The following is an 18,608-nucleotide window of genomic DNA, read 5'->3' as shown; positions in this document are numbered from 1 at the left end:
TCCCATCCAAATTAACTCTCAAGTAACAGTCATTAATGTTTGATAATATAAATCATTTGACTGTATGCCACATCCTCAGGGTTTGTGATCGGATAACCTTTCACCCAAGGTTTAATTAAGCGCCCATTGGTAAATTGATATATAGGTGCTATCGGCACTTGCTCGGCAATAATCTGCTCAGCTTTATTGTAATCATCACTCAGCGCTTTGGGGTTAGTCTGTTTACCGGCTTCACTCAATAAACGGTCATAATCTGCACTCGCAAACTTCGCGATATTGCCACTGTGGGCGGAAGTCAGTAATGACAAGAATGTAGAGGGCTCATTGTAATCGCCAACCCATGATGCACGAACTACATCAAAGTTACCGGTATTACGGCTATCAATATAGGTTTTCCACTCTTGGTTAATCATTTGAACATCCACACCTAATGTCTTCTTCCACATTGAAGCAATGGCAATGGCTAACTTCTGATTATTATCCGATGTGTTATACAGTAATGATAATTTCAGTGGTTTATCCGGGCCATAACCGGCGGCATGCAACAGCGCCTTGGCTTGGGCATTCAGTTCTTCTTGATCTTGCTGTTGTAATAAATTCGCCACCGGATGATAGCCAGCAGTCACATCAGGAGTAAAGTGATAGGCTGGTTTTTCACCTGTTCCCAATACTTTTTCCGCGATAATCTTGCGGTCTATGGCATAGGATAATGCTTTGCGCACCCGCACATCATTTGTTGGCGCACGCTGCGTATTAAAGGCGTAATAATAAGTTCCTAGCTGGTCTGGGGTATAAACTTGATCAGGAATATCTTTTAATAATTTTTGATATAAATTTTTGGGGAATGACTCTGTAATATCAATATCCCCCGCTTGATAGCGTTTAGTGGCATTGGCTTCCTGATTGATGGGGATAAAAGTCACTTTCGTGAGAACAGTATGAGCATGGTTCCAATAATAGTCATTTGGGACCAAGACTAATTTCTCATTCACGACTCTATCTTGTAATTTAAATGCGCCATTGCCCACCAAATTGCCAACTTTAGTCCAGTCACTCCCATATTTTTCAATGACACTTGCTGGCACTGGGAATAAACTAAAATTGGCTGTCAGGCTGGGGAAATAAGGTACTGGCTTGCTGAGTTTAACTTTGAGGGTGTAATTATCGACAGCGCTAACCCCTAGCGTCTCAGGCGGCATTTTTCCGGCGATAATTTGTTGCGCGTTTTCCATTCCAGCCAGTTCTGCAAACCAGGCAAAAGGCGATAAACTTTTAGGGTCAACCAAGCGCCGCCAGCTATATACAAAATCTTTTGCCGTGACCGGATCACCATTCGACCATTTAGCATCTTTGCGCAACGTAAAAATATAGGTTTGGTTATCTGTCGTTTTCCAATTGGTTGCAACCCCCGGAATTATCTGGCCATGGGCATCCTGATTAACCAGCCCTTCAAACAAATCCCGAGCAACCTGGGCTTCAATTAACCCAACGGCTTTCATCGGGTCCAGTGAGGCCGGCTCATCTTTAATATGACGGACCAGTTCTTGTTTTTCAGCCAATACGGTGCCCGCAGGGACATCAGCAGCATTTGCCGCGCCCAGCGCTGTGCCAACTAATGCGGCACACAATGCATAACGGAAATAGCGCATAATTAATAACCTTTTCGTTGTCGTTCCATTGCAGCGAAAGTAGTAACAAACTTGAATAAACATAAACTAGCAGATCAAAGGCCATCATGACGACGGTAAAATAAAAATACTGCACGCGCTAATCTGGAAAGTGCAGCACAGCAATCTGCAACCGAATGCCATGTTCACCTTTGATTAAATGGCCCGGTTACTGATTGAAAAATAACTTATCTTATTGATTCAAAGTAATAATATTAAATGCTATGGTGAATGCAATACGTACCTATCCGGAATAACAGAGAATATGATGAGCCAATATCGTCCCCGCTGCGCACGGGGAAATCTGCTCACGTTAGGGCAACAATACGGAACCTCCCTCTTGGGCGCGCCACTGCTGTATTTCCCAGCGGCCAATCCCTCGCCCCGCACTGGGCTGATTATCGCCGGAACTCATGGTGATGAAAGCGCTGCCATTGTTGCCCTCTCCTGCGCACTGCGCACTATCACGCCAGAGCAGCAGCGTCACCATGTGATATTGGCGGTAAACCCCGATGGCTGCCAACTGGGGCTACGGGCGAATGCCAATGGGGTCGATCTTAATCGCAATTTCCCGGCGAAAAATTGGCAAGCCGGTGAAACAGTGTATCGCTGGAATAGTGCCGCGCAGGCGCGAGATGTCGTGCTGTCCACCGGAGAATATGCTGGATCTGAACCCGAAACCCAGGCTTTGTGTATATTGATGACACAGCTGTCCCCGCATTGGGTGGTTTCCTTGCACGAGCCCTTAGCCTGCATCGAAGACCCAGGCAGTTCGGCACTGGGCGAGCGGCTGGCCGCAAATTTTGCACTGCCGCTAACCACCAGTGTCGGTTACACCACACCGGGATCTTTCGGCAGTTGGTGTGCGGATATCAACTTACCCTGCATTACTGCGGAGTTACCGCCCATATCCGCCGATGCCGCCAGTGAATGTTATCTGGCTGCCATGATTGATTTATTGACCTTGGCAGATTAAGCCGATAAATCAATAGCACCGGCTGAGAAATGCAGCCCGTTATCAACATCGTGTTGCAGCCACGTCGGGCCATCCAAATCAACAAAACGAGCACTAGAGGCCAGTGGTAATGCAGCACGTATCGCGCGCGATGTACACAGCATACAGCCGAGCATAATGGCAAATCCGAGCGATTTTGCCTGTTCGGCCAACAGCAATGCTTCGGTTAGCCCCCCGCTTTTATCCAGTTTAATGTTGACCATATCATAGCGGCCAACCAAGCCCGCCAAATCCGCGCGAGTATGGCAACTTTCATCGGCACAAATAGGCAATGGGTGAATAAAATTCTGCAATGCATCATCCTGCCCCGCAGGCAGCGGCTGCTCTAGCATCGCCACCCCTAAATCTGCCAGCAACTGGCAACGAGCAGCCAGCCCCTCAGGTTGCCAGGACTCATTGGCATCGACAATCAATGTCACTGCCGGTGCCGCGCTACGGACAGCCACCAAGCGCTCGGCGATAAAATGGTCATCGAGTTTTATTTTCAGTAAGTTGGCACCGAGGTGCGCCAAGGCACTTGCACTGTGCGCCATCGCCTCTGGCGTCCCAATACTGACCGTCTGAGCCATGGAAATATTAGCCACTGGCGTCGTCTGAGTCAGTTGCCATAAACTTTGCTGATGCTGCAAACATGCCAACTGCCACAGAGCACAATCCACCGCATTGCGCGCCGCACCTGCGGGTAATAGCTGTTGTAGTGCTTCACGCGAAGCGCCCTGCTCTATGGCGCTGGCCACCAATGCCAACTGCGCCATCACAGAAGATTCACTTTCACCATAATGCGGATAGGGGGTACACTCCCCAACAGCATGAATCCCTGCCTCTTCAATCTCGACAACCACAACTTTTGCCTCAGTACGGCTTCCGCGAGAAATAACAAACGCAGAATGTAGAGGCCAGGCCTCTGGGTAGCAACGCAGGGTTCTCATTAATCGCTCCTTAGAAAAATTCAGGCGTTGACAGTAGGCATGAGTACCTAACGTCAGTAGAATCTGAATTATTTAGCAAATTTCTCATATCCAAGTTGCCATTGTTACCTTAAACTAACCTTCGTGTTACACATCTGTAAAAGGGATCAAATAATGACACAGACAGTACATTTCCAAGGCAATCCAGTGACCGTTGCAGGCCAACTCCCGCAACCGGGCGATAAAGCTAAAGATTTTACTTTGGTCGCAAAAGATTTATCTGATGTTGCTCTGAGCAGCTTTGCAGGTAAACGTAAAGTCCTGAATATCTTCCCAAGTATTGATACCGGTGTTTGTGCCGCATCTGTACGCAAATTCAATCAATTGGCTGGCGAACTTGAGAACACCGTGGTTCTTTGTATCTCCTCTGACCTGCCATTTGCCCAATCACGTTTTTGTGGTGCTGAAGGCCTGAGCAACGTCACTACACTGTCAACTTTGCGTGGCGCAGATTTTAAGCAAGCCTATGGTGTGGCGATTACTGAAGGCCCATTAGCTGGTTTGACTGCTCGTGCCGTCGTGGTGCTGGATGGTCAGGACAATGTTATCTACAGTGAGTTGGTTAACGAAATCACCACCGAACCTGACTATGATGCCGCACTGGCAGCACTGAAATAACACTCGCAGTTCCGGTTTCAATAAAGCAACGTTTTAATACAAACGGCTGACCCATTAGGTGCAGCCGTTTTTTATGACAATCTATATTTTTTTCGTCTTATTCTTCTTCGCTTTCATCACTGGCGGGGCGTTTGCTGCTTAAACCATATTCACGCAATTTATTGGCAATCGCGGTGTGAGAAACACCCAGTCGTTTGGCCAGTTTACGCGTACTTGGGTAGTTGCGATAAAGGCGAGTCAAAACAGAACGTTCGAAACGTTTACTGATATCGTCAAGCGAACCATCCAAGACTTCATCCCCCAGTGCCGCCTCAACTTCAAATTCCGGTAACACGATATCCTGCGGCCGTAACTCTGCCCCGTCCAATTGCGTCAATGCGCGATAAATCGCATTTTTCAGTTGGCGCACATTACCCGGCCAACCATAATTTGTTAGGAAACTACTCAGTTCAGGCGCCAACTTCGGCCGAGGCACCCCTTGTTCGTCAGAGAAACGAGCAACAAACAGTGCCGTCAGCGGCATGATATCGGCTTGACGCTCACGTAATGGCGGCAAAGTGATGGTCAGCACATTGAGGCGGTAATATAAATCCTCGCGGAATTCGCCGCGTTGCACTAATTCCACCAAATTCTTTTGGGTGGCACAAATAACCCGCACATCAACATGCACCTCATGCTCTTCCCCAACCCGGCGGAAAGTTCCGTCATTGAGAAAGCGCAACAGCTTGATTTGCATACGAGGCGACATCTCGCCAATTTCATCTAGCAGCACCGAGCCGCCATTTGCTTGCTCAAAAAAGCCTTTTTTGCCTTCTACTGCATTCGGGTAAGCACCTGCGGCGTAACCAAACAGCTCACTTTCCACGACATCATCTGGGAGAGATGCACAATTAAGGCCGAGGAACGGCATTTTTCCGCGCGGGCTGCGCAAGTGACAAGCTCGTGCCAGCAGGTCTTTACCGGTTCCGGTATCACCAACCAGCAGTAAAGGCGCATCTAACATCGCTAATTTACGTGCTTGTTCAAGCACTTGGCGCATCTTAACACTGGTGGCAACAATTTGTTTAAATTCGGTATCATCATTTACCGACAAGATTTGCAGCTGTTTCCCCATACGGGCGGTAGATTTCAACATGACCACAGCCCCAACAGTCTGATTTTGTTGGTTTTCATCTTCTAGCTGAATCGGTGTGATCTCCATCAGGTAATCCTGATTATTGATCAATACTCGCTCGGTATGAGGAGCGCTCTCCCCGCCATCAAACCAGCGCGCAAAATTGTATCCCCCCAGTAAGTTACCCGCTGTTTTGTGGTGAATTTTCTCCTCATTAAGGGAAAAAAGCTGACGGGCCGCAGGGTTTGCCAGCTCAAGATTCCCTTTTAAATCAATAGAGAAGACGGGCTCAGGCATAGATTCAAGCAACGCCCTTAGTGCACGATGTTCGCGCTCCGACGGCATAAAGGAAACGGTGCGAACATCTGTCACCCCATCAATACGCCGAATATCCATCATCAATGCACTAAATACACTGAAATCCAGTTGCGAGAAATTCAGATAGATACGGCCAATAGGATCAATTTCAATCCCCCGTAAATCAATGCCACGTAACACCAAGAGATCAAGTAACTCTCTGGTAAGACCGATTCGGTCTTCGCAAAAAACTTCCAAGCACATCAGTATCGACCTTATATAGGGCAGGTGCGGAATATCTGCCTATGATAATACCCTGTCCCCCCTTGCTGATGAAGCAGTCTGTCAGCAAAAGTTGACAGGAATCGGCTTTTTACTATTTTTTCCACCCTATTGAACACATTAAGATAAGATTATCAGCGCCCTGTCCTAACATAGGCAGCGAATTATTATTTTTTATACTAATAAGTCAGAATAATATAATGCTGAATAGCGTCAGATATCCTCGTCAAGAACCAGTGACACTTTGCTTTATATCGGCCAATTGGCTATAGTAGATGTAGCCAGTTGACCGAGGAGGTTACATGAGAACATATCACCCCACCCCAGCCAGTAAAACAGGGGCGCTATGGCGAGAAATCGGTTTGCCAGCCAGCCGCGGTACGGTATTAGTCGATAGCATCAAAATGGGCTTTTCTGTTGATGTCATTGACGGTATCCATCTATGGGCATCTATCCCTAAAGCTGAAATCTTACGGGCGACCGGTATTCCCAGCCGCAGTTTGACACGTCGGCGCACCCATGACGGCCGTTTCACCCCTGAAGAAAGTGAGCGAATTGCGCGTTTCGTCCGGGTAATGGATGCGGCAGTTGATCTGTTTGGCGGTGATAAAGGCAAGGCGATTACTTGGATGTCGACCCCGATTAAAGGCCTTGGTCACCGCAGGCCGGACTCCTTACTGGAGACTGAAACCGGTGCATTAGAAGTCTGCGATTTAATTGGGCGCTTGGAGCACGGTGTATTTTCATAACGGTGAATCATACGCAATTCAGCAGCATGGATGAATATATGATAGGGATCAGCAGGTTATGGTAATAATCCAGATAGGCCGACAGTTATGATGCTCTATCGCATCGTGATGCGCCGCTATCTTGCATCAACCTGGACTGGTTATGGCGCTGAAATCTATGGCGGCCGGTGGAATCATAAGGGGCATGCTGCCATTTACTTAGCCAGCAGTATATCGTTGGCGATGTTAGAGACATTGGTACATATTCAGGACAGCTCCACGCTGAGTGAATTCGAGTTATTCCAGATTGAAATTGAAGATAGCAATATTATGCTGCTTCAGCCGCTGGATTGGCCGACGGACTGGCGCAATGACCCGGCACCTGCGACGACAATGGATATCGGCACCGAATGGCTGGAATCAGAATCATCACTTGGATTGCTGGTTCCATCCACGCTGGTGCCATCAGAAAATAATCTACTACTCAACCCGCGACATAAAGATTTCCAAACTAGCTTACACAGTGTCAAACCACTCTCTTTTGCCTTTGACGCGCGGCTGAAATAGCCCTCATGGCTGCGGCGGTTTATCTTTCTTGGGCAAGGTATTCTTCAACTGGCTAATCAACTGCCGACGGAAATCGCCCAACTTAGGTTTGTCATCACCTAACCACGGCAACGGCCGGCACAATTCCATGGCTTTGATGCCTAAGCGGGCCGTCAACAATCCGGCCCCAATACCTTGTGCGGCGCGGGCTGACAGACGCGCAGCTAAATCCTGCGACAGCCAATCCATCCCCACTTCGCGCACCAATTCAGATGCCCCGGCAAAGGCGATATTAAGCAGCACCAAGCGGAACAAACGCAGGCGACTGAAATATCCCAACTCAATGCCATATAAAGCGGCAATACGATTGATCAGACGAATATTCCGCCAGGCAATAAATGCCATATCCACCAACGCCAGCGGGCTGACAGCAATCATCAATGCTGACTCAGCGGCATAGCGGCTGATTTCAGCTCGCGCCAGATTATCCAGTGCAGGTTGTACCAGTTTGGCATACAATTCAACGACTTCACGGTCATTATGAGTTTCATGCAGTGAGGCTTGCCAGCGCTGGAGTGCGGGGTGCCCTCTATCCAACCCAGCTTGGCGCGCCAGTTTTTCACAAAATGCGCGCCCTTGCCCGATACCGTGGCTCAACAGCAGTTCGCGGGCGGTATCTCGCTCTTCGGCCCGTTGCCGCAGGCGGTACAAGCGCCGCCACTCTGTTACTAGCGAGCCAACCCCGGCCAACACAATCAAGCCCCCCGCCGCAGTTGCTCCCAAAGCAATCCAATCCTGTTGTTGCCAGGCCTGATTGAGCCACTGCACTGACTGGGCAATCACGCTAACACCAAATAATACCCCCCCCGCAGTGACCATTTTGCGCCACAGACTGCGTTTGGGTTTCAACGCCGCATTAACCAGCCCCTCGACCCGCCCGTCTTCATTTTCTGCGTCCAGTTCCGGGGCCGCAGGATAGAAATTCTCAGCGACCTGTTGGTCAAAAGCCTGCGCAGCTTTCAATACCGGCTCATCCAAGGGTTGTAGGGGCTGCTCAAAATCGATGCGGGGTTTTAAAGGCTCGCTCATCGCAATTTATCTCCCAATAAAAATTCCATCACCGCGTCAAGGCGAATATGGGGCAATGGGCTGTCAACATGCACAGCTTGTGGGCGGAACTCATCAAAATGAAACCCTTGCTGCTGCCAAAATACCGGGCCGGGTAAACGCGCAGGAACCTCACCGGGGAAGACGGTCAGTGGCATACCATCGGCCAGCCGATTGCCACGTAGCGCGGGGATTTTTTGCCCCTGATGTTCGACAATGCCACTTTCCGTTGCCTGTACCGAGGCCAGCCCGACACAATCCATACTGATCCCTTCAAATGCGGCATTTTGCCAAGCTTCCTGCACTAATTGTTGCAGTAAGGAGACTAAGTTAGCATGTTGGTCTGCCGTCACATGGTCAGCTTTGGTGGCCGCAAACATCAGTTTATCGATACACGGAGAGAATAAGCGGCGGAATAATGTGCGCTTGCCATAATGAAAACTCTGCATCAATTGCGTTAATGCCAGGCGCATATCGTTAAACGCCTGTGGGCCACTATTCAATGGTTGCAGGCAATCCACCAGCACGATTTGCCGATCAAAACGAACAAAATGCTCTTTGTAAAAACCTTTCACCACCGAATTGCAGTAATAATTAAAGCGGGTACGTAACATCCCCAAATTTGAATGTTTATCGGCCTGAGCTAGCCGTGACTCAGCCACATCACTGACATCCGGCCACGGGAAAAACTGCAATGCAGGGGCACCCGCCATATCACCCGGCAACACAAATCGCCCTGGCTGAATAAAATGTAGCCCTTCATTTTTGCAACGAATCAGATAATCGGTATAAGCCTGAGCCATGGCCGCCAGCAGATTTTCATCGGCAGGCGCGAGTGGATCACATTGCTGACACAGTGTTAGCCAAGGTTTAGCCCACTCAGCGCGATCGCCTTGTAACAAGCCCGCCATTTGCCGCGACCAACTTAAATAATCTTGTTCCAGCATAGGCAAATCCAGCAGCCATTCACCAGGATAATCAACAATTTCCAGATACAGGGTCGATGTCTCTTTAAAATGGCGCAAAAGCGCATCATCGGAGCGAAAACGCAGTGCCAAACGAATTTCACTCACACCACGGGTCGGTGTTGGCCAATTTGGCGGCGTGCCATATAACGAAGCCAGACCTTCATCGTAGGTAAAACGTTGAATACCCAGATCACGCTGTGGCACCCGTTTCACACCGAGTAACCGCTCTTCGCGCACAGCAGAAAACAGCGGCAAACGGGCACCGCTGTGGACATGAAGAAGTTGATTCACAAGCGAGGTGATAAAAGCGGTTTTCCCGCTGCGGCTCAGGCCAGTTACGGCCAAGCGCAGATGCCTATCCAGCCCGCGATTGACCAAGGATGTAATCTCATTTTGCAGTCGTTTCATGCTTCTCCTTAGCAAATTGACCCGTGGCTGCTCCCATAGCCCGTTTTAGCATGGGTTCGAGCATCATCAGCAGCAGCCAGCGTAGGGGCTTGCGGCTGACATTTCTGACAATAAAACCAGCTGCGCCTGCCGGGCCATAGGCCAATGCAATATTAAAAACAATCTTAACCAGTGTGCTAAATACTACACCTGCACGGGTTCGGGCGAGGTTATTGTTCATCTTTTTGCTCTCCGGCAGGTTTGATGGCTAACAGGCTGCATTACAGCTGGCGAAAACGGCTCTGCACACCAAAGGTTTCCGACGTGACATAGCGTTCCACTTGGCGCAGATGTTGCTCTCCCGCGCCCAACTCATATTCTAATTGATCAAGGAGTTGGCGCGGGGTCGCTTCATGATGTTCGCTGAAACGCGATGCTGGGGCCGGTTCAAGCATAAAAGTCAGCACGATATACGCCGCGATGGTGAAAACAAACAGACCAAAGAATAATGACAACACCACCATCACGCGAATCAATCGTACCGGAATATCAAAATAGTGTGCCAATCCCGCACACACGCCCTTGATCATGCCCTCTTCTGGGACCCGGTACAGTTTTTTGCGGCTCAGCACATTATTGTTAAACACATCGCCCATTATGACTGCCTCCAGTTTGGATGCTCGGCATCAAGAATTTCTTCCAAAGCCTGAATACGCTCCCGCATCCGGCGGGCATCGTCAGTTAACTGCGAGAGACGTTGCATATCCTGATGGCTGAGTTGAGCACCGCTTTGTTGGCGATTGCTGTAATGTAGCCATAACCAAATCGGTGCGACAAATAACACAAAAATTGTCAGCGGTATGGCAAGAAACAGGATGCTCATTCGTTCCCCTTAATAATATATTTGCGACTATGCGCATGGTAATCATGACTGGCCGCCGGTCATACCCCGACGGCCGGGCGAAATATCGGCCTGAAATTTATACCATGGCTTATTCAACTGACTTCATTTTTGCTTTCAAAGCAGCGAGTTGGCTACTGATCTCGTCATCAGCTTTCAGTTCAGCAAACTGGCTTTCCAGCGATTTTTGCTTACCGACCCCCACCGTTTCAGCCTCAGCTTCCATATGATCAATACGGCGTTCAAACTGCTCAAAACGGGCCATCGCCTCATCCAACTTACCACTGTCTAGCTGACGGCGAACATCACGAGATGATGCCGCGGCTTGGTGGCGTAAAGTCAGCGCCTGCTGTCTGGCACGCGTTTCGGTCAATTTGCTTTCCAACTCAGTGATTTCGTGCTTCATACGATTGAGCGTTTCTTCAACCGTCGCCACTTCACGAGTTAGCGTCTCAATTAATGACGCCATTTTTTGCTTTTCAATCAGTGCTGCGCGCGCCAAATCTTCTTTATCTTTGCGTAAAGCCAATTCGGCTTTATCCTGCCACTCTTGCAGCTGGCTTTCACAGTGGTCAATGCGGCGCAGCAGTTGCTTTTTCTCTGCCAGAGCACGGGCTGATGTGGAGCGGATTTCAACCAGTGTATCTTCCATTTCCTGAATCATCAGCCGCACTAACTTCTGAGGATCCTCAGCTTTATCCAGTAATGTATTGATATTGGCATTCACAATATCGGCAAAACGAGAAAAAATACCCATAATTTACATCCTCTTTGAACTTATTGGCGCATTGAAATAGTGACGCCAAGTGGCGCTGGTTTACATTATTATCTTGCAATAACGATAATCTTAACTAGAGACAATCAAAAGTCATGCCAACTTTTCATTAAAAATAATACTTTGAAAAATAACAAAAAAATATTTTTGACTGTTTTTAGATAACAGGTAAAGTGATTACTTTAACCAACTATTGGCGAATTTCATCATGAGCGAGCAACTAGAAAACCTGTTAGGTGAAGCGAACTCTTTTGTTGAGGTGCTGGAGCAAGTTTCAGGGTTGGCGAAACTGAATAAGCCGGTATTGGTCACCGGTGAGCGGGGAACCGGTAAAGAATTAATCGCCCATCGTTTGCATTATTTATCAGACCGTTGGCAAGGGCCGTTTATTTCACTTAATTGTGCCGCACTGAATGAGAACCTACTTGATTCAGAGTTATTCGGACATGAGGCTGGCGCCTTTACCGGCGCGCAGAAGCGCCACCTTGGCCGCTTTGAGCGCGCCGACGGCGGCACATTATTTTTAGATGAACTGGCAACCGCCCCGATGCTGGTACAGGAAAAACTTTTACGGGTGATTGAATATGGTCATCTGGAGCGCGTCGGTGGGAGCCAACCTTTGCGAGTGGATGTTCGTTTAGTTTGTGCGACCAATGATAATTTACCGGCACTGGCAGCCGCAGGGAAATTCCGCGCTGATTTGCTCGACCGGTTGGCCTTTGATGTTGTGCAACTGCCGCCATTGCGTGAGCGCCGACAAGACATCATGTTACTTGCCCAGCATTTTGCGATTCAGATGTGTCGGGAATTAGGATTGCCACTGTTCCCCGGTTTTACTCCGCGAGCCGAACAGCAATTACTGGAATATCGCTGGCCGGGCAATGTCCGAGAGCTGAAAAATGTGGTCGAGCGTTCAGTGTATCGCCATGGTGACAGTAGCGAAGCACTGGATAATATTATTATTAACCCGTTTGCTCATCGACTGAACGCAGCAGAAAACCACAATAGCGAGCGCCAGGATGCCCAGCCTGAGATTGGCGAATTACCGTCCCTGCCCCTTAATCTAAAAAATTGGTTACACAATAGCGAAAATCAGCTGCTCAAACAGGCTTTGGAGCAAGCTCGGTTTAATCAACGCAAGGCCGCCAGCCTGTTAGGGTTAACTTACCATCAATTACGCGGCATGCTGAAAAAACATGCCATTCTCGCCAGTGATGACGATGGGCAATAATAAAAATCAATTTATTGTTGCTAAGTCACATCAATAGTTATCTTTTACGCCAGCACCTTTCCCAGCGCGGTAATCAGCAACATTATGCTGATTTCCTGCTGCCACAAAACCATCGGCAAAAAAAAAGCCAGCACCCGGGCTGGCCTAAAAAACACTGGAAGCAATGTGAGCAATGTCGTGCTTTTCTAACAAAAACCTGAAAATTTAGGCTTTGTTCCGAAGAGCAAGATAATCGTAATGGTTATCAATAGCACTTGCAAGCACTTTGTTGAGAATTTTTCTCATTACCATACTAATATTGATGGAATTATAGGCAGCTTGCGAGGGGGGATTTCTCATCTTTACCCGCCACTTGCTGCTGAATAACCCCTAACTTGCGATTTATTGCCCACTATTGCGGCAACAAACCGCAGACCGCACAGTTGTTTTGCTCAATGGATTGGGAGGCGTGCCAGATTACGGTACACTAAGAGCATTGCTTACTGACTGCGAAAGCGTTTATGCGTGCGTTATTTATTTGGATGCTGTCGCTGGCTTGCCTTGCGACCTCAGCGCTGGCGCAACCTGCCCCAGCCGCCGACCCCACTCAGCCACTGGCGGATATCCGCCAGCGCGGCTTTGTTTATTGTGTCAGTGGGATACTCAATACTTTCAATCCGCAGATGGCCAGCAGTGGACTGACTATTGATACCCTGGCAGCACAGCTCTATGACCGTTTGCTTGATGTCGACCCTTATACTTACCGGCTCATCCCTGAATTAGCGGAAAGTTGGCAGGTGCTGGATAACGGCGCGACCTACCGTTTTCATTTACGTAAAGATGTTCCCTTCCAGACCACCGATTGGTTTACCCCGACGCGGAAGATGACGGCGGATGACGTGGTATTCAGTTTTCAGCGGGTATTGGATTCACAGCATCCTTATCATGATGTCAACGGCGGCGAATATCCCTATTTTGATAGCTTACAATTTGCAGATGCGGTGCAAAGCGTCAAAAAACTTGATGACTATACCGTTGAATTTAAACTGAAAGCTCCCGATGCATCATTTCTTTGGCATCTGGCGACCCATTATGCGCCAGTGCTTTCTGCTGAATATGCCGATGTCTTAACCCGCAAGGGCCGACAAGAACAAATCGATCGCGAGCCCGTCGGCACTGGCCCTTTCTTGCTAAACGAATATCGGTCTGGTCAATATATCCGTTTATTCCGCAACAGTGACTATTGGAAAGGTTTGCCGCGCATGCCTCAGGTGGTCATTGATTTGGGCGCGGGTGGCACCGGGCGTTTATCCAAGTTATTGACCGGTGAATGTGATGTGTTGGCTTATCCAGCCGCAAGTCAGCTCTCTATCTTGCGTGATGACCCGCGGCTGCGGTTGACACTGCGCCCGGGGATGAATGTGGCCTATTTGGCTTTCAATACCCGCAAACCGCCACTGAATGACCAACGTGTGCGGCAAGCCATTGCTTTATCTATTAACAACCAACGATTGATGCAATCAATCTATTACGGTACCGCTGAAACCGCGGCATCAATCTTACCTCGGGCATCATGGGCTTATGATAATCAAGCTCAAGTTACTGAATATAATCCTGAAAAAGCCAAAGAGATCCTCAAAGCGCTGGGGATCACTAAACTGCAACTCAACTTATGGGTACCAACGGCGTCACAGTCTTATAACCCCAGCCCATTAAAGACGGCCGAGTTAATACAGGCGGACTTAGCCCAAGTCGGCATTACGGTGAATATCGTGCCGGTCGAAGGCCGTTTTCAGGAAGCCCGTTTGATGGAGATGAACCACGACTTAACACTGTCTGGCTGGTCGACAGACAGTAATGACCCGGACAGTTTCTTCCGCCCACTCTTAAGCTGTGCAGCAATTCGTTCGCAAACAAACTATGCTCACTGGTGTGACCCTGAATTTGATGAGTTGCTGCAAAAAGCTTTACGTTCCCAGCAATTATCGGCACGTATTGAATATTATCAGCAAGCGCAACGAATTTTGGAGCAACAACTGCCGCTGTTACCTTTGGCATCATCCCTCAGGTTGCAAGCCTACCGTTATGATATTAAAGGTTTAGTTTTAAGCCCATTTGGTAATTCTTCTTTTGCGGGTGTGTTTCGCGAAAGTCCGCATGATGAGGGCAAAAAGCCATGATAATCTTCACCTTACGGCGTTTATTACTGTTGGTAATAACTCTGTTTATGTTGTCATTGGTCAGTTTTAGCCTGAGCTATTTCACCCCGCATGCCCCCTTAAGCGGAGCCTCACTGTTCGATGCTTACCGTTTCTACTTCAGTAGCCTGCTCCAGTGGGATTTTGGCGTTTCCAGCATTAATGGTCAGCCTATCAGTGAGCAATTGCGCGAAGCATTTCCGGCGACAATGGAACTCTGTGTGCTGGCCTTTACCCTGGCCCTGTTTGTCGGTATCCCGCTGGGGATTATTGCCGGGGTGATGCGCGGCAAATTGGCGGATATCACCATCAGCTCAATGGCGCTGCTCGGCTTCTCCGTCCCGGTATTTTGGCTGGCGCTGCTATTAATGTTGTTCTTTTCATTGCACTTGGGCTGGCTGCCGGTCTCAGGGCGTTTTGATCTGTTATATCAGGTCAAACCCGTCACTGGGCTGGCTTTGGTTGATGCATGGCTGTCGCCGTCACCCTATCGCCAAGAGATGATGCTCAGTGCACTGCAACACATGATTTTACCTATCACCGCGTTGGCGGTGGCCCCCACCACTGAAGTTATCCGCCTGATGCGCACCAGCACCGATGATGTGATGGGGCAAAACTATATTAAAGCCGCGGCAACCCGAGGCTTATCCCGATTGACCATTATTCGCCGCCATGTTCTACACAATGCTTTACCCCCCATCATTCCTAAATTGGGGTTGCAGTTCTCAACCATGCTGACATTGGCGATGATAACCGAGGTGGTCTTTAACTGGCCGGGGTTAGGCCGCTGGCTAATCAACGCCATTCGCCAGCAAGATTATGCCGCTATCTCAGCGGGCGTGATGGTGGTCGGTTCATTGGTTATCGTGATTAACGTACTGTCAGATATTTTGGGCGCGATGATGACGCCGTTAAAGCATAAGGAATGGTATGCCCTTCGATAATGTCTACCGCGAGAAGAAAATGCCCAGCCCATTGCTGTATACCTGGCAGCTTTTCTATGCTGATGGCCTGGCGATGGTGGGGTTTTATGGCGTCCTCGGGTTATTGGTGCTGTGTGTGCTGGGCAGCACACTGGCCCCCTATGCCCTCGACCAACAATTTTTGGGCTATCAATTATTACCGCCCTCGTGGTCGCGTTACGGCAATGTCTCTTTCTTTCTGGGCACGGATGACTTAGGGCGCGATATTTTAAGCCGCTTATTGGCCGGCACCGCATCCACTTACGGCTCGGCATTACTGGTCACGCTGGCCGCCGCACTGTGTGGCGTGATTCTGGGGGTGTTTGCCGGCATCACCCATGGTTTTCGTTCCGCCATTCTTAATCATGTGCTCGATACATTACTCTCAATCCCATCTCTGCTGCTGGCCATCATTGTGGTGGCCTTTGTCGGCCCCAGTTTAGAACACGCCATGTTCGCCGTCTGGCTGGCATTGTTGCCGCGCATGGTACGCACCATTTACAGTGCCGTGCATGATGAGTTAGATAAAGAATATGTGATTGCCGCCCGTCTGGATGGGGCTTCCACCCCTCATATCTTGGCCTATGCTATTTTTCCTAATATTGCGGCGGTGTTAGTCACTGAGTTCACCCGCGCGCTATCGATGGCCATTTTAGATATCGCCGCATTGGGTTTTCTTGATTTAGGCGCGCAATTGCCCTCACCAGAATGGGGCGCGATGCTCGGAGATTCACTGGATTTAGTGTATGTCGCGCCATGGACCGTGATGCTGCCCGGAGGTGCAATTTTGGTCAGTGTGTTGCTGGTTAACCTGCTAGGTGATGGTATGCGCCGGGCGATTAATGCGGGGGTGGAATAATGCCGTTGCTTGATATTCGTAACCTCACCATTGAATTTATGAGCGCGGAAGGAATGGTCAAAGCCGTTGACCGCATCAGTATTACCCTGACAGAGGGCGAAATTCGTGGGCTAGTAGGTGAGTCCGGCTCGGGTAAAAGTTTGATTGCCAAAGCAATCTGCGGGGTAAGTAAAGACAATTGGCGTATTACCGCAGACCGTTTTCGCTTTGACGATATTGATTTATTGCAATTGACCCCGCGCGAGCGGCGTAAGGTGATCGGCCACAATATTTCGATGATTTTTCAGGAACCGCAATCTTGTCTGGATCCATCAGAAAATATTGGCCAGCAACTGGTGCAAGCCATCCCCGGCTGGACTTACAAAGGCCGCTGGTGGCAGCGCTTTCATTGGCGCAAACGTCGGGCCATCGAGCTGCTGCATCGGGTGGGAATTAAAGACCACAAAGACATTATGCGCAGCTACCCCTATGAGCTAACCGAGGGCGAATGCCAAAAAGTCATGATTGCTATCGCGCTGGCAAATCAACCCCGGTTATTGATTGCCGATGAACCCACCAATGCGATGGAGCCGACTACTCAAGCACAAATTTTCCGCTTACTGGCACGGCTTAATCAGAATAACAACACCACTATTTTGTTAATCAGCCATGACTTGCAGATGATGAGTAAGTGGGCCGACCGGGTTAATGTGCTGTATTGCGGCCAAACAGTGGAAAGTGCCGTTTGTGAAGACCTACTGGCCGCCCCACACCACCCTTATACTCAGGCGCTGATCCGGGCGATGCCCGATTTTGGCCGCTCGTTACCGCATAAAAGTCGGCTAAATACCTTGCCGGGGGCTATTCCATCACTGGAACACTTGCCCATTGGCTGCCGTCTGGGCCCGCGCTGTCCCTATGCACAAAAAACCTGTATTGAAACACCGCGCTTGCGATTGGTGAAAAACCACGCCTTTGCCTGCCATTTCCCCTTAAATCTGGAGGAGCAATAATGGCCGAGACGCTGCTCGAAGTCCGTAATCTCAGCAAAACTTTCCGCTATCGCACCGGCTTATTTCGTCGTCAACATGTGGAGGCGGTTAAATCCGTTAGTTTCACCCTACGGGAGGGACAAACACTGGCGGTTATTGGCGAGAATGGCTCAGGTAAATCCACCTTGGCCAAAATGTTGTCGGGCATGATTGAGCCCACCGACGGAGAGTTGCTCATTGATGACCATCGGCTGGTGTATGGTGATTATGCCTATCGCAGCCAACGTATTCGGATGATTTTCCAAGATCCCAGCACGTCGCTCAACCCGCGCCAGCGTATCGGTCAACTGCTGGATGCACCGCTAAAACTGAACACCGATTTGGATGCCGCCGCGCGTGAACAGCGGATCTACCAGACTTTACGACAAGTGGGGTTGTTGCCCGACCACGCGAATTATTATCCTCATATGTTGGCCTCCGGCCAGAAGCAGCGTATTGCGCTGGCCAGGGCGTTAATTCTGCAACCGAAAGTCATTGTTGCTGATGAAGCTTTGGCCTCGCTGGATATGTCCATGCGCTCACAGATAATCAATCTGATGCTGGAATTACAGGAAAAGCACGGCATATCCTATATTTATGTTACCCAGCATTTAGGGATGATGAAGCATATCAGTGACCAGGTGATGGTGATGCATGAGGGTGAGGTTGTGGAGCGCGGCAGTACCGCCGAAGTGCTTGCCTCCCCGCTGCATGAACTGACCAAGCGATTGATTTCCAGTCACTTTGGTGAGGCATTGACTGCAGATGCTTGGCGTCGGGACAGTGCCAACTTCTAGCAACTCGGCACAGTAAAGTATCAGCGGCGGCATTAGCGTGGTGGTTAGGGGCTGGCAAATACGGGTTTGATAGACTGTTGGCCCCCGCATAACTTAGTGGTGCAGTCATGCTGCGCCAGCATAATACCTCAGAGTCTTCATTACGGTGGTCATCTAGCAATAAGTCTTATTTTAATGACTAGAGCATTTAGTAAGAATA

At 49.3% G+C, this 18,608-nt stretch carries 19 protein-coding genes; 10 read left to right on the top strand and 9 right to left on the bottom strand.

Annotated features, from left to right (window positions below; translation table 11 throughout):
- Positions 1 to 32: 32 nt before the first annotated feature.
- Positions 33 to 1,649 (bottom strand): peptide ABC transporter substrate-binding protein, encoded by a 1,617-nt coding sequence (locus D5F51_RS08300; protein ID WP_129196121.1) that lies wholly within the window; start codon positions 1,647 to 1,649, stop codon positions 33 to 35.
- A gap of 286 nt (positions 1,650 to 1,935) precedes the next feature.
- On the opposite strand from D5F51_RS08300, the gene mpaA reads away from it, so the two are divergent.
- The gene (mpaA, locus tag D5F51_RS08295) at positions 1,936 to 2,643 is read left to right on the top strand and encodes a murein tripeptide amidase MpaA (RefSeq protein ID WP_129199268.1); all 708 of its coding nucleotides are present in this window, start codon (positions 1,936 to 1,938) and stop codon (positions 2,641 to 2,643) included.
- Here mpaA and ycjG read toward each other — a convergent pair.
- The gene (gene ycjG, locus D5F51_RS08290) at positions 2,640 to 3,611 is read right to left on the bottom strand and encodes an L-Ala-D/L-Glu epimerase (protein ID WP_129196120.1); all 972 of its coding nucleotides are present in this window, start codon (positions 3,609 to 3,611) and stop codon (positions 2,640 to 2,642) included. The genes mpaA and ycjG overlap by 4 nt on opposite strands.
- A 153-nt stretch (positions 3,612 to 3,764) precedes the next feature.
- On the opposite strand from ycjG, the gene tpx reads away from it, so the two are divergent.
- Positions 3,765 to 4,268, top strand: coding sequence for a thiol peroxidase (gene tpx / locus D5F51_RS08285; RefSeq protein WP_025378338.1), 504 nt, complete (start codon positions 3,765 to 3,767; stop codon positions 4,266 to 4,268).
- A gap of 97 nt (positions 4,269 to 4,365) precedes the next feature.
- Here the strand turns inward: tpx and tyrR are convergent, their stop codons facing one another.
- Complete coding sequence (gene tyrR, locus D5F51_RS08280; protein ID WP_129196119.1) at positions 4,366 to 5,943, bottom strand: transcriptional regulator TyrR; 1,578 nt, start codon at positions 5,941 to 5,943, stop codon at positions 4,366 to 4,368.
- A 320-nt stretch (positions 5,944 to 6,263) separates the two neighbouring features.
- Here tyrR and xre point away from each other — a divergent pair, with 320 nt between their 5' ends.
- A complete protein-coding gene (gene xre, locus D5F51_RS08275; RefSeq protein ID WP_025378340.1) occupies positions 6,264 to 6,710 on the top strand; it encodes a type II toxin-antitoxin system antitoxin Xre in 447 nt (148 codons plus the stop codon).
- Positions 6,711 to 6,797: 87 nt separating this feature from the next.
- The gene (locus D5F51_RS08270; RefSeq protein WP_129196118.1) at positions 6,798 to 7,256 is read left to right on the top strand and encodes an RES family NAD+ phosphorylase; all 459 of its coding nucleotides are present in this window, start codon (positions 6,798 to 6,800) and stop codon (positions 7,254 to 7,256) included.
- A gap of 3 nt (positions 7,257 to 7,259) precedes the next feature.
- Here the strand turns inward: D5F51_RS08270 and D5F51_RS08265 are convergent, their stop codons facing one another.
- From D5F51_RS08265 to pspA, 6 genes are all read right to left on the bottom strand, one after another.
- On the bottom strand, positions 7,260 to 8,324 hold the full coding sequence (locus D5F51_RS08265) for a YcjF family protein (RefSeq protein WP_129196117.1): 1,065 nt from the start codon (positions 8,322 to 8,324) through the stop codon (positions 7,260 to 7,262).
- Positions 8,321 to 9,718: a YcjX family GTP-binding protein gene (locus D5F51_RS08260; protein WP_129196116.1), complete on the bottom strand. Its 1,398-nt coding sequence runs from the start codon at positions 9,716 to 9,718 to the stop codon at positions 8,321 to 8,323. The genes D5F51_RS08265 and D5F51_RS08260 overlap by 4 nt, the downstream gene beginning before the upstream one ends.
- Positions 9,699 to 9,938, bottom strand: a complete 240-nt coding sequence (pspD, locus tag D5F51_RS08255) for a phage shock protein PspD (RefSeq protein ID WP_025378343.1) — start codon at positions 9,936 to 9,938, stop codon at positions 9,699 to 9,701. Before pspD ends, D5F51_RS08260 begins: the two co-directional genes overlap by 20 nt.
- 40 nt (positions 9,939 to 9,978) lie before the next feature.
- Positions 9,979 to 10,353: an envelope stress response membrane protein PspC gene (gene pspC, locus D5F51_RS08250; protein WP_162301710.1), complete on the bottom strand. Its 375-nt coding sequence runs from the start codon at positions 10,351 to 10,353 to the stop codon at positions 9,979 to 9,981.
- Complete coding sequence (gene pspB, locus D5F51_RS08245; protein WP_005161022.1) at positions 10,353 to 10,580, bottom strand: envelope stress response membrane protein PspB; 228 nt, start codon at positions 10,578 to 10,580, stop codon at positions 10,353 to 10,355. Before pspB ends, pspC begins: the two co-directional genes overlap by 1 nt.
- 109 nt (positions 10,581 to 10,689) lie before the next feature.
- Positions 10,690 to 11,355: a phage shock protein PspA gene (gene pspA / locus D5F51_RS08240; protein WP_129196115.1), complete on the bottom strand. Its 666-nt coding sequence runs from the start codon at positions 11,353 to 11,355 to the stop codon at positions 10,690 to 10,692.
- Positions 11,356 to 11,581: 226 nt separating this feature from the next.
- Here pspA and pspF point away from each other — a divergent pair, with 226 nt between their 5' ends.
- From pspF to sapF, 6 genes are all read left to right on the top strand, one after another.
- Complete coding sequence (gene pspF, locus D5F51_RS08235) at positions 11,582 to 12,604, top strand: phage shock protein operon transcriptional activator (RefSeq protein WP_129196114.1); 1,023 nt, start codon at positions 11,582 to 11,584, stop codon at positions 12,602 to 12,604.
- A gap of 500 nt (positions 12,605 to 13,104) precedes the next feature.
- On the top strand, positions 13,105 to 14,763 hold the full coding sequence (sapA, locus tag D5F51_RS08225) for an ABC transporter substrate-binding protein SapA (RefSeq protein WP_025378347.1): 1,659 nt from the start codon (positions 13,105 to 13,107) through the stop codon (positions 14,761 to 14,763).
- Positions 14,760 to 15,725, top strand: coding sequence for a putrescine export ABC transporter permease SapB (gene sapB / locus D5F51_RS08220; RefSeq protein WP_129196113.1), 966 nt, complete (start codon positions 14,760 to 14,762; stop codon positions 15,723 to 15,725). The genes sapA and sapB overlap by 4 nt, the downstream gene beginning before the upstream one ends.
- The gene (sapC, locus tag D5F51_RS08215) at positions 15,712 to 16,602 is read left to right on the top strand and encodes a putrescine export ABC transporter permease SapC (RefSeq protein ID WP_129196112.1); all 891 of its coding nucleotides are present in this window, start codon (positions 15,712 to 15,714) and stop codon (positions 16,600 to 16,602) included. Before sapB ends, sapC begins: the two co-directional genes overlap by 14 nt.
- Entirely contained in the window at positions 16,602 to 17,594 is a 993-nt protein-coding gene (gene sapD, locus D5F51_RS08210) for a putrescine export ABC transporter ATP-binding protein SapD (RefSeq protein ID WP_129196111.1), read from the top strand. The genes sapC and sapD overlap by 1 nt, the downstream gene beginning before the upstream one ends.
- Positions 17,594 to 18,409 carry a putrescine export ABC transporter ATP-binding protein SapF gene (gene sapF / locus D5F51_RS08205; RefSeq protein WP_025378351.1) on the top strand — a complete coding sequence of 272 codons (816 nt, stop codon included), beginning with the start codon at positions 17,594 to 17,596 and terminating at the stop codon, positions 18,407 to 18,409. The genes sapD and sapF overlap by 1 nt, the downstream gene beginning before the upstream one ends.
- Positions 18,410 to 18,608 lie beyond the last annotated feature (199 nt).

The organism is Yersinia hibernica (assembly GCF_004124235.1).
Classification (GTDB): domain Bacteria; phylum Pseudomonadota; class Gammaproteobacteria; order Enterobacterales; family Enterobacteriaceae; genus Yersinia; species Yersinia hibernica.
The sequence above is the reverse complement of the archived record's forward strand: the minus strand, read 5'-3'. Positions and strand labels throughout refer to the sequence as shown.

Excerpts from the sequence above, each read along its gene's own strand:
- D5F51_RS08300 (WP_129196121.1), bottom strand. The coding sequence starts at position 1,649 with ATGCGCTATTTCCGTTATGCATTGTGTGCCGCATTAGTTGGCACAGCG.
- mpaA (WP_129199268.1), top strand. The coding sequence starts at position 1,936 with ATGAGCCAATATCGTCCCCGCTGCGCACGGGGAAATCTGCTCACGTTA.
- ycjG (WP_129196120.1), bottom strand. The coding sequence starts at position 3,611 with ATGAGAACCCTGCGTTGCTACCCAGAGGCCTGGCCTCTACATTCTGCG.
- tpx (WP_025378338.1), top strand. The coding sequence starts at position 3,765 with ATGACACAGACAGTACATTTCCAAGGCAATCCAGTGACCGTTGCAGGC.
- tyrR (WP_129196119.1), bottom strand. The coding sequence starts at position 5,943 with ATGTGCTTGGAAGTTTTTTGCGAAGACCGAATCGGTCTTACCAGAGAG.
- xre (WP_025378340.1), top strand. The coding sequence starts at position 6,264 with ATGAGAACATATCACCCCACCCCAGCCAGTAAAACAGGGGCGCTATGG.
- D5F51_RS08270 (WP_129196118.1), top strand. The coding sequence starts at position 6,798 with ATGATGCTCTATCGCATCGTGATGCGCCGCTATCTTGCATCAACCTGG.
- D5F51_RS08265 (WP_129196117.1), bottom strand. The coding sequence starts at position 8,324 with ATGAGCGAGCCTTTAAAACCCCGCATCGATTTTGAGCAGCCCCTACAA.
- D5F51_RS08260 (WP_129196116.1), bottom strand. The coding sequence starts at position 9,718 with ATGAAACGACTGCAAAATGAGATTACATCCTTGGTCAATCGCGGGCTG.
- pspD (WP_025378343.1), bottom strand. The coding sequence starts at position 9,938 with ATGAACAATAACCTCGCCCGAACCCGTGCAGGTGTAGTATTTAGCACA.
- pspC (WP_162301710.1), bottom strand. The coding sequence starts at position 10,353 with ATGGGCGATGTGTTTAACAATAATGTGCTGAGCCGCAAAAAACTGTAC.
- pspB (WP_005161022.1), bottom strand. The coding sequence starts at position 10,580 with ATGAGCATCCTGTTTCTTGCCATACCGCTGACAATTTTTGTGTTATTT.
- pspA (WP_129196115.1), bottom strand. The coding sequence starts at position 11,355 with ATGGGTATTTTTTCTCGTTTTGCCGATATTGTGAATGCCAATATCAAT.
- pspF (WP_129196114.1), top strand. The coding sequence starts at position 11,582 with ATGAGCGAGCAACTAGAAAACCTGTTAGGTGAAGCGAACTCTTTTGTT.
- sapA (WP_025378347.1), top strand. The coding sequence starts at position 13,105 with ATGCGTGCGTTATTTATTTGGATGCTGTCGCTGGCTTGCCTTGCGACC.
- sapB (WP_129196113.1), top strand. The coding sequence starts at position 14,760 with ATGATAATCTTCACCTTACGGCGTTTATTACTGTTGGTAATAACTCTG.
- sapC (WP_129196112.1), top strand. The coding sequence starts at position 15,712 with ATGCCCTTCGATAATGTCTACCGCGAGAAGAAAATGCCCAGCCCATTG.
- sapD (WP_129196111.1), top strand. The coding sequence starts at position 16,602 with ATGCCGTTGCTTGATATTCGTAACCTCACCATTGAATTTATGAGCGCG.
- sapF (WP_025378351.1), top strand. The coding sequence starts at position 17,594 with ATGGCCGAGACGCTGCTCGAAGTCCGTAATCTCAGCAAAACTTTCCGC.